Origin of the sequence: Nocardia sp. CC227C (assembly GCF_030767025.1) — a bacterium.
In the GTDB taxonomy this organism is placed as follows: domain Bacteria; phylum Actinomycetota; class Actinomycetes; order Mycobacteriales; family Mycobacteriaceae; genus Nocardia.
Genome location: NZ_JASITE010000012.1, coordinates 1 through 10,496, shown reverse-complemented (window position 1 = coordinate 10,496; position 10,496 = coordinate 1). Strand labels below are relative to the sequence as shown.

Sequence of the window (10,496 nt, the reverse complement as noted above, 5' to 3'; positions counted from 1 at the left end):
CGACCGGTGGACACGTACCCGTGGCACTGGAAGCGGCGGAGCCTCCGGCAGCGGACGAGTCGGCGGGGCACGAGTCGGCGGATCGGCGCATGGCCGAGCGCGAGCGCGAGCGCGGCGCGGTCGGTGGGCAGTCCGGACCGAGCCGTGACGCGGCGGCCGCCGCCGAGGGCGGTGCGGGGCTGGGGCTGAGCGGGGATACACCGGCTCCGGCCTCCCGTCGAGGGCACGGCGTCGCCGACGACACGGCGCAGGCGCCGCGGGGTGGGCTGGAATCCACTGCGGTCGAACCGAAATCGAGCGGCGTCGCGGATCGTGCCGCTGCCCGTGCGGCTGCTGCGGCCACCGCTGGCGCTTCCGACGCCGACGGTGGCGGTGCTGCCGACGGTGCCGGTACCACCGCCGCTGCGACTGCCGTTGCCCCGGCGTCCCGGGGGGCCGACCGTCAGCGTGCCGAGGACGTTCGACCGGATCGGGAGCACGGCGCTCGCAAGGCGGCGGCCGAGGAGGCGGACACTTCCGATGCGGCACCTCCGCACCGGACTGCGAAGAGTGCGCGTGCGGCATCGACACCGCCCGCGCGAACCGCGGAGCGAACCCTCGCCGCGTCCCGGCGGGGGAAGCTGAGCCCGCCGACCCTGTGGGATGACGACGAACCCGGTGCGGGCGGCGAACCGGAGATGCGCCCGGGGTCGGAAGCCGATGGGGGAGCGGCACCCTCGTCCGAGGACGCATCGGGCGGGGCGGAGTTCTCCGTGCGGGAGTGCCGCGATTCCGGTGCGACTCGGCGCGGGCACGGGGGATCCGGTATGGGTTCGGGCTCGGAGCAGGTGACCGACGGATCCCAACTCGACGTGCACGCGGCGGTGGCCGACGGTTCCGGTTCCGACGCGCGCGAGGCGGTCGCCGACGTTCCCAGCTCCGATACGAGTGGTCCGGTGGCCGACGTCTCACGTCGCGAGTCGCACGACATGGTGGATGACGTTTCCGCCTCCGGGGCGCGTGGTTCGGTGGCTGACGTATCCCGTTCCGGGGCGCGTGGTCCGGTGGATGACGTTTCCGCCTCCAGGGCGCGTGGCCCCGTGGTCGGCGGGACCGAATCCGATGTGCGGGCGTCGGTGGTCGGCGGGTCCGGCTCCGGGGCGCATGGTCCGGTGGTCGGCGGGACCGGCTCCGATGTGCGGGCGTCGGTGGTCGGCGGGTCCGGCTCCGGGGCGCGTGACGGTGTGGCGGAGGCGTCCGGTTCCGGGACCTACGCTGCCGGGGCCGAGGAGCGTCGTGAGGAGGGCGCGGAGCGGGGAGGGCGTGTGGGGGAGCGTCGTGGGCATCGAGAGGCGGAGGCCGCTGTGCGTGATCGGCGTGTGAGTGAACAGTCCGGGCGAGAGCGCCGGGAGGAGGAAGCGGCGCGGCGGGAAGGGCGGCGTGCCGGTACCCCGGGGCGGGAGCGTCGGGAGGCGGAGCTCGCGGCTCGGGAACGGCGGCGTGGCGAGGATGGCCCCCGGGAGCGGCGTGGGACCGACGACGGTGCTCGCCAGCGGCGGGACGGGGAGGCCCGGCAGCGGTCGCGAGCGGAACATCCGGTGCGTGACCGCGCGCGGGGAACGGATCTGCCGGAAGGGGAGCGGATGCGCAAGGCGGAGCCGGGGCGGGCCAAGGACGCCGGTGGACGGCGTCCCGTCGAGGGGGATCGACAGCGCGGCCGGGAGAACGGCCGCGGGCGGCCCGCCGACGGCGACCGCGTGCACCTGGGCGGGCGCGCCGCGACACCGGGACGACCGCGACGCCCGCGGCACGAAACCGAACCGGTCGAACGGACCGGACGGGGCCGCCGCACCGGCCGGGGCGCGGACAAACCGGACAAGGCCGCGCGGGCGGCCGAACGGGCGGAACAGCGGGCCAAGGCGCGCAAGGGCAAGGGGGGCAAGCAGAAGCAGTCCGGCCCGAAACTGCTCGACGATTCCACCCGCGCCCGGCTGGAGGCCGTCGCCCGGGAGAAGAACGGCCTCGGCGCGGCCTGGGCCGCGTTCCGGCTGCACACCGACGATCTGCGCCGGCGCAACTTCGCCGCCCGCGTGGAGCGCATGGAGTACGGCAGCCACGACGAATTCGACCGCACCACAGCCCAACTCACCGATCGCGGCTACCTCGGTGAGGGTGGCGGCCGCATGAACGTGATCGGCCGTCCGGTGGAATACCGCGCCACCACCGCCCAGGTCGCGGGCTTGTGGCCGTGGTCGGTCGGCGCGGGCGCGCCGTTGATCGGCACCCCGCTGGGTTCGCACCTGCACACCGGCGCGCCGGTCTGCTTCGATCCCATGAACTGGTTCATGCGCGGCAGCTTCATCACCGCGCCCAGCCTGTTCGTGTTGGGCCTCAACGGTTTCGGCAAGTCTTCGCTGGTGCGCCGCATCGTATTGGGCGGTGTCGCACAGGGCATCACCCCGCTCATCCTGGCCGACGTCAAGCCGGACTACCGCAAACTGGTGGAGCTGGTCGGCGGCCAGGTGATCGACCTCGGCTACGGGCACGGCAAACTCAATCCGCTCGCCGCGGGCGTGCTCGGCTCCATCGTCCCGCGCCTGTCCGAGCTGCCCGCGCTGCAAACACAGGTCGTGCAGGAGATGCGCGCCCGCCAGGTCACCCTCATCGCCGGTCTGGTCGAACTGGTGCGCGGCGCGCGGGTGCGCGACTACGAGGAAACCCTCATCTCCACCGGCCTGCGCATCCTCTACCGGGAGGGCAGCGGCTTCACCCCGGACAAGCCGCCCATCCTGGAGAACCTGCTCGAGGTCATCGTGGCGGGCGGCGACGAGCTGAAACTCGACGCGGGCGCGGACGACGACAACGAGTACCAGAACGCCATCAAGGGTCTGCGACGCTCGCTGCGCGCGCTCACCCAGGGCCCCTTCGGCGCGGTCTTCAACGGCCACACCACCACCCCGATCGACACCGCGGCCACCGCCGTCTGCATCGACGTCTCCCATATCCCCAACGGGGACAAGAAACTCAAGGCCGCCGTCATGCTGGCCTGCTGGGCCGACGGTTTCGCGTCCGTGGAGGCGGCCCATGTGCTGGCCGACGCGGATATGGGCCCGCAGCGCTACTTCCAGGTGGTCATGGACGAGCTGTGGCAGGTGCTCGGCCTGGGCGATTTCATGGTCGACCGCGTGGACGAGCTCACCCGTCTGCAGCGCAGTATCGCCACCGCGCTCATCATGATCAGCCACACGATCAAGGATCTGCAGTCGCTGGGTTCGGAGGCGGCCATCGCCAAGGCGCTCGGCTTTCTGGAGCGTGCGCGCGCCAAGATATTCGGCGCGCTGCCCGCGGAGGAGATCGCGCGGTTGGATTCGACGGTGCCCTTCACTGCTGCCGAGGAGGAGATGGTGACCAGTTGGTCCGCGCCGCAGGCGCTGACGGGTGAGGCGCTCAAACCGGGCCAGCAGCGCCCGTCCGCGCCCGGTACCGGCAAATTCCTGCTGAAGATCGGTGAGGACCGCCGTCCGGGCATCCCGTTCCACATGGAGTTCACGCCCTCGGAGCGGGAGAGCGGAATCCACGACACCAACCAGCGTTTCAGCGAGTTCACCGAATCCACCTCGCACCGCGGCTCGGACGAGGAGGGCGCCGCATGATGCCGCATCGGTCGTACCGCAGAGTCTCCCCGGAGGTCCGGCAGGCCGCCGTCGAACAGGTGATCGCGCTGACCGGCAAGCTACGCAGCGAATCCGAGGCGTGCCGGGTGGTGGCCGATCAGATCGGTGTGCACACCAATTCGGTGCGCAACTGGGTCCGGGCCGCCGAGGGGCCGGGCCTGGAGCGCATGGACGCCACCGCGCTGCGCCGCAAAGTGGCGCTGCTGCAACAGCAGTTGGCCGCCGCCGCCGAGATGAACCGGACCCTGGTCGAAACGCTCAACGATGCCAAGCGCGGCATATGACGGCATCCGACACCGGACACGCCGACTCGGGAAAACCGCAGGTATCGCCCCGCGACCGGCGAGGGCGACTAGCCTGGAACGGTAGTCCGGTGAAACGCGCGAACCTGGTGGTGATGCTGGTGGCGAGCGTCGCGGTGCTGGTCGTGTCCTGCGGTTCCGACAGCGACGATCCCGGATCCGGGGCGGGCTGGAGTCCGCCCACGTCCACCACCAGGCTGCTGGAGGAGGCGCCGGCTCCCGATCCGTCGACCCCGGAGGGTGTCGCGGTGACGGCGCTGCACGAGATCTTCACCTGGCATCCGGCCACCGAGGCCGAGGGCGCGGCGCTGGCACGGGCGCGGGAATGGCTCGGTCCCAGCCTGATCCGTACCCTGGACAGCACAGCGACCGCGGTCGACACGCCGAAGGCGAGCGTGCGGTGGGCCGAGTGGAGCAGCGCCGGTGCCGCCGTCGAGGCATTCACCTTCGCCTCCGGCGTGGCGGCACCGGGCACCGACCCGAACCGGCAGCAGTACAAGATCGGAATCGAACAGACCGTGGTGTACCCGGACGGGCGGCGCGAACCGCTGCCGCCGACGACGGTCGTCGCCACCGTCGTCCGCACCGCGGACGGCTGGCGGCTCGACGAATTCCGTTGAGCGGCAACGACTGACAGGTCATCCCAGGAGGCAGAGATGGCGAAGAAGAAAGTGCAGGACCCGGCCGTACCCGGTCCGGACGGAACCCTGTATCTGATCTACGCGGGCTTCGCGCTGTTCGGAACCCTGTGGGTAGCCCTGCAACTGGGCAATCAGCTCTCGACGCCCAAGCAGGAGCTCCCGATCAATCCGATCGCCATCGGATTCGGGCTCGGTCGCGGCGAGCTGACCTGGCCGACCGCCTCCACGGTCATCGTGGTGCTGCTGGTGCTGGTGGTGGTGGCGCACTTCGTGATCAGGCGGAAGCTGAAGGCTCGCAAGAGCGTCGGCCGACTGGCGGTCGACGACAAGGCCGACCACATGGGCAGCGGCAGTGCCATCGGCCCGCTCACCGAGGCCGGTGTCCGGGACAAGGCCAAGCAGTTGGGCATGCGGCTCGGCCGCGACGACGCCCCGGGCGTGCCGATCGGCGTGGCCGTCGCGGACGGCCAGATGGTGTACGGCTCCTACGAGGACCTGCACGTCGACATCTGGGGTCCGCGCCAGGGCAAGACCACCTCGCGGGTCATCCCGGCCATTCTCAGCGCCATCGGTCCGGTGCTCACCACCTCCAACAAGCGGGACGTGGTGGACGCCACCCGGGATGTGCGCGAGGGCAAGGGCAGTCGCACCTTCGTCTTCGACCCGCAGGGCGTCGCCGACGAGGAGCCGACCTGGTACTGGGATCCGCTGGCGTGGGTGGACGCGCACAGTCCTGGGTGCGAGGTGCGCGCGGTGCGGCTGGCCGGTCACTTCGCCGACGGCGACGACAGCTCCGGCCCGCAGGTCAGTTCCGACTCCTACTTCGATCAGGAGGCCGAGGATCTGCTGGCGAGTCTCTTTCTGGCCGCCGCCGTGGACGGTCGCCCCATCATCCAGGTGTGGGACTGGGTCAACAACTGGCGCGACACCGAACCGGTGGAGTTGCTGCGCCGCTCCGGACAGCACTTCATGGCCTCGGGTCTGGCCCAGCAGTACAACGTCGACGAGCGCACCCGCAGCGGCATCTTCGGTTCCGCCAAGAAGATGGTGCGCTGCCTGAAGCTGTCGAATGTGCATCCGTGGATCACGTCGGGGGAGACCCGCACCCGCGACGGCCACACCGTCAACCGGATCCAGTTCGACGAACTCGAATTCATCGAGGGCAACGGCACGCTCTACAGCCTCTCCCTGGAGGGCCGCGGATCGGCGGCTCCGCTGGTCAGCGCCCTCACCGAGGCCGTGATCGACGTGGCGACGCACAAGGCCTCGCGCTCGCCGGGCGGTCGCCTGCCCATCCCCATGCTGGCGGTGCTGGACGAGGCCGCCAACGTGGTGCGCTGGAAGGATCTCCCGAAGCAGTACTCGCACTTCGGTTCTCGCGGCATCGTGGTGATGACGGTGTTGCAGTCCTGGGCGCAGGGCGCGCGCTGCTGGGGCGTCGACGGTATGGAGGCGCTGTGGGCCGCGGCCAATATCAAGGTGCTGGGCAGCGGCGTGGACGACAACAAGTTCTTGCAGGAACGCTCCGAGCAGATCGGTGAGTACGAGACCATCTCGGCGTCGGTCTCGGAGTCCAAGGGCGGCAAGAGCTATTCGCGTTCGCTGAGTTCCTCCAAGACCTTCAATGTGCATGCCCTGGCCACCCTGCCGCGCGGGCGCGCCATCGTCTTCTCCTCCGGCACCCCGCCGGTGCTCGTTCGGACCGTGCCGTGGTGGGAGGGCGAGTACGCTGCCGAGGTGAAGAAGTCGATCGCTCACCACGATCCGTCTCCCACCAAGAAGACCGAGATCGCCGACCTCATCGGCGCTCCCTCGCTGATCAAAGCGCCTCCGGGACATGACGCCGGACAGATTGAGGAGGTCAAGCCGCTGTGAACGAACAGCAGCAACAGCCGATGGTCTACTCCAGCGTGGTGGAGTTCGTCGAGAACTACCTATCCCTGGTGTACCGGCGGCAGGTGACCGATATCAGCGATACGGTCTGGTGTCCGGAGTGGTGGAAGCATGCCGAGGCGGTGGCCCGGCTCGACGCCATGTGGCGGGCGTGGGAGCACTACCGCCTGGACGGCAAAACCGGTCTGTCGGTGTGGTTTCTGGATCACGCGGATCCGCATATGGCGAAGCTGTTCGACCCGAAGGGGCCGTTCAAGTACTGCAGTGTGCGCAACGGGCACAAGGACATGCTGACGCCGTTGCCGCTGAAGTCGCCGCAGCAGGGCCTGTTCAGCGATCCGACCATGGGAGACTTCCGGATCTGAGCCGGTGCGACCGAGCGCCGTCGCCGACTGGCGGATCGTCTGTCGAGAACGGATCCGATCCGCCTGAGCGCTCCGTCGCACTCCCCGACCAGTTACCGAAGAAGGATCAGCGGCGCGTCAGGAACGCACGCGCTGTAGTCCCCGAGCTTCCTGTTCGCGAGCCCGCCGCTGTACCGCCGCGGCCTCCTCTTGGCGAGCCCGTACCGCGTCGGCCGCCGACTGCGCCTGTCCAACCTCGAGCAGCATCCGCACGGCGGCGAGCTCGGGTGCGACGCCCATGCGCGTCAGGTGCTGCGCCAAGGCGGCACGCCGCTCCACGGAGTCGTATCGAACCAATGGTTTGGACATCGCTGCCTGCGTGGCGGCCATCCGGGTGGCCTCGGCCTGCGCGGCGAAACGGTCCTTCTCCAGCGAAACGCCCTTGTCCAGCGGTGGCTTCTCGATCATGCGAGCGAGTTCCACATTGCGCGGATCCTTGGCCTTGGAGTCAGCGGCCTCCCGGAGCTGACGCTCACGGGCTTCCTTCTGACGGGCCTCGGTCATCTTGACGCGGGCTTCCGCTTCTTTCTGGCCACGTTCCCGGGTGCGCAGCGCGACAAGTGTCGCGAGCTGCAACATTTGCCTCATCATCGCCGCGGTTTCGCGGCCGATGTCGTCGAGTTCCTCGGCCATTGCCTGCTCCCCGATGCTGCAGTGATCACTATGGATGATTGTGGTGCTTCGTCACGGACATCGCCACACGAACGGTGATTCGGGTAGCGGTGTCCCGCCTGCAAACGTGGACACCGAGAGCACTCGAGGCGCGGCACTTGCCCGGTGGGGGTCGCCCGATGGGATTACTACGCCGCTTCGTACTCCGTTCTATGAGGTTACCAGCGAGAACTCGGATACCGCCGTACGCGCGCGTCGCGATCCAGCATATATCGCACATTTCCGACATGAACCGGAAAACTTCGGATTTTCTTTGGTTAGGAAACCCTTACACCGAAGGTTCGATCATGGGTTTCGGGCCGACCGCCGGAAAAGAATCGGCTCCGGCGCGCCGGGTGCGCCGGAGCCGAATGCCGCTGGTGGTCAGTCGATTCCGCTGTACCCACCGCGTCGTTCGATTAAACCCGCGAGCGGTACCGATCTGCCGGATCAGTCGATCTGCACCGACTCCAGGGTGACCGGTAGATTCGGCTTGCCGCCACCCGGGCTGGGCTCCATCGAGCCGTCGTCGCCGGCGGCGGCGACCTTGTCCAGGGTTTCCAGGCCGGCCTCGTCGATGGTGCCGAAGATGGTGTACTGCGGCGGCAGTTGCGAATCGCCGTAGACCAGGAAGAACTGGCTGCCGTTGGTGCCGGTGCCGTCCGGGCTGGGGCCGCTGTTGGCCATGGCGATGACGCCGCGCTCGTACTTCACCGGCGTCGACTGGGCGGCCGGGTCGTCGGGGGCGTACTGGTCCGTCGGGTACTCGTTGTCGAACGCGTAGCCCGGACCGCCCGTGCCGGTGCCGGTCGGATCGCCGCACTGCAGGATCTTCAGCCCCGAGGTGCTCAGCCGGTGGCAGCTGGTGCCGTCGAAGTACTTCTGGCTGGCCAGGCTCGCGAAACTATTGGTGGTGCAGGGGGATTCGGCATTGTTGAGGGTCAGGCCGACGGGGCCCTGGCTGGTCTGCATGCTCACGCTCAGCGTCGCGTCGTCACCGGTGGTCCGGATGCCCTCGGCGCGCGGCTTGTCCACCGGGCGGGAAGCCTCGCCCGAATCCCGATACGTGCAGTTCACCAGCTCCGGCTTGGGCTTGGCCGACGGGGGCGCGGAGGCCAGCGACGCCTCCGGGGTCTCCGGGGTCTCCGACGTGGTGGCGGTGGTGGCCGTATCGTCGTCGCCACGGGTCAGGTAGTAGATGCCGACACCCGCCGCCACCGCCACCACGACACCCAAGGCCGATGCCGCGATGGTGAGCTGCTTGCGCTTGCGGGCCCGCGCGGCCCGATTGGCCAGTTGACGCTCCAGCTTGCGTTTCGCCGCAGCGCGTCGCTGTTCATTGCTCGGCACTAGGTGGTCCCTCCGTGGTCGGTTGTATCGGCATAAGAGTGTGCCATCCCTTGCTGAGGCCATCCTGTACAACTGCCGGTCGAGCGCGCGAGGCCGGGCCGGGTAAACCGGTTGGACTTGCGAAACGCCGGTTTGGGAGACTGGACGACTGTGACCGATACCAGCAGTTTCAAGGCCCCGAAGGGTGTCCCCGATTACCTGCCGCCGACCTCGGCGGAGTTCGTCGCCGTGCGCGACGGGCTGATCCGTGCCGCGCGACTGGCCGGGTACGGGCATATCGAGCTGCCGGTGTTCGAGGAGACCGCCCTGTTCGCGCGGGGGGTGGGCGAGTCCACCGATGTGGTCAGCAAGGAAATGTGGACCTTCGCCGACCGCAAGGGACAGAGCTACACGCTGCGCCCGGAGGGGACGGCCGGGGTGATGCGCGCGGTCATCGAGCACAATCTCGACCGCGGGCAACTGCCGGTGAAGCTGTGCTACTCCGGGCCGTTCTTCCGCTACGAGCGCCCGCAGGCCGGTCGGTACCGCCAGTTGCAGCAGGTCGGCGTGGAGGCCATCGGGGTGGACGATCCAGCCCTCGACGCCGAGGTCATCGCCATCGCCGATGCCGGATTCCGCTCGCTCGGGCTGACCGGGTTCCGGCTGGAGCTCACCTCGCTCGGCGACGAGACCTGTCGTCCGCAGTACCGGGAGCTGTTGCAGGAGTTCCTGCTCGAGCTGCCGCTGGACGAGGAGACCCGCCGCCGGGCCGAGATCAACCCGCTGCGCGTGCTCGACGACAAGCGGCCGCAGGTGCGGGAGCTGGTGGCCGACGCGCCGCTCATGATCGACCACCTGTCCGAATCGGCGAAGGCGCACTTCGACCAGGTGCTCGGCCTGCTCGACGCGCTCGGGGTGCCGTATGTGGTGAATCCGCGCATGGTGCGCGGGCTGGACTACTACACCAAGACGACCTTCGAATTCGTGCACGACGGGCTGGGCGCGCAGTCCGGCATCGGCGGCGGCGGTCGCTACGACGGGCTGATGGCGCAGCTCGGCGGGCAGCCGCTCTCCGGCATCGGCTTCGGCCTGGGCGTGGACCGCACGGTGCTGGCCTTGCAGGCCGAAGGCAAGTCGGCCGGTGACGCCGCCGGTTGCGACGTCTACGGCGTCCCGCTCGGCGATATCGCCACACAGCGCCTGGTGGTGCTGGCCGCACGGCTGCGCGCGGCCGGAATCCGCACCGACCTGGCCTACGGCGGCCGCAGCATGAAGAGCGCCATCAAGGCGGCCGACAAGTCCGGCGCCCGGCTGGCGCTGGTCCTCGGCGACCGCGAGGTGGCCGACGGCGAGATCGGCCTCAAGAACCTGCGCACCGGTGAACAGCGCCAGGTTTCGCTGGACGACGTGGTCACCGAGGTGACGGCGGCGTTGGCCGCCGAGTGATGCGCGGTCGGTCCGGCCGGGCTGCCGGACCGACCGCAACGGCTCGCCCCGCGGCACCGGCGCGAGTCCGCACCACCGTCAAGCGCCCCGTCACCGGTATGCGATCGTCGCTGCTCGCGAGCCGCGCCCCGGTGAGTCGCGCTTCCGAGCGGGGTGTGCCACTCGTGAGTCGCGCTT

The 10,496-nt window shown here is 69.5% G+C and carries 8 protein-coding genes; 6 read left to right on the top strand and 2 right to left on the bottom strand.

The features are described 5' to 3' along the window. Positions 1-806 precede the first annotated feature (806 nt). From QMO76_RS23290 to QMO76_RS23270, 5 genes are all read left to right on the top strand, one after another. Entirely contained in the window at positions 807-3,632 is a 2,826-nt protein-coding gene (locus QMO76_RS23290; RefSeq protein ID WP_306363458.1) for a hypothetical protein, read from the top strand. Beyond that, the gene (locus tag QMO76_RS23285; RefSeq protein WP_039815235.1) at positions 3,629-3,937 is read left to right on the top strand and encodes a transposase; all 309 of its coding nucleotides are present in this window, start codon (positions 3,629-3,631) and stop codon (positions 3,935-3,937) included. The genes QMO76_RS23290 and QMO76_RS23285 overlap by 4 nt, the downstream gene beginning before the upstream one ends. An 89-nt stretch (positions 3,938-4,026) precedes the next feature. Then, positions 4,027-4,575, top strand: coding sequence for a hypothetical protein (locus tag QMO76_RS23280; RefSeq protein WP_306363457.1), 549 nt, complete (start codon positions 4,027-4,029; stop codon positions 4,573-4,575). Between the two features lie 36 nt (positions 4,576-4,611). Continuing rightward, positions 4,612-6,471, top strand: coding sequence for a type IV secretory system conjugative DNA transfer family protein (locus tag QMO76_RS23275; protein WP_306363456.1), 1,860 nt, complete (start codon positions 4,612-4,614; stop codon positions 6,469-6,471). Continuing rightward, complete coding sequence (locus tag QMO76_RS23270) at positions 6,468-6,854, top strand: DUF4913 domain-containing protein (RefSeq protein ID WP_282783517.1); 387 nt, start codon at positions 6,468-6,470, stop codon at positions 6,852-6,854. Before QMO76_RS23275 ends, QMO76_RS23270 begins: the two co-directional genes overlap by 4 nt. Positions 6,855-6,971: 117 nt before the next feature. On the opposite strand, the gene QMO76_RS23265 is transcribed toward QMO76_RS23270, so the two are convergent. Together QMO76_RS23265 and QMO76_RS23260 are read right to left on the bottom strand one after the other, a co-directional pair. Beyond that, a complete protein-coding gene (locus tag QMO76_RS23265; protein WP_306363455.1) occupies positions 6,972-7,526 on the bottom strand; it encodes a hypothetical protein in 555 nt (184 codons plus the stop codon). A 468-nt stretch (positions 7,527-7,994) separates the two neighbouring features. Continuing rightward, a complete protein-coding gene (locus QMO76_RS23260) occupies positions 7,995-8,894 on the bottom strand; it encodes a peptidylprolyl isomerase (protein WP_306363454.1) in 900 nt (299 codons plus the stop codon). Between the two features lie 150 nt (positions 8,895-9,044). Between QMO76_RS23260 and hisS the strand changes: the two genes are divergently transcribed. Further along, positions 9,045-10,319, top strand: a complete 1,275-nt coding sequence (gene hisS, locus QMO76_RS23255; RefSeq protein WP_306363453.1) for a histidine--tRNA ligase — start codon at positions 9,045-9,047, stop codon at positions 10,317-10,319. Positions 10,320-10,496: the final 177 nt, after the last annotated feature.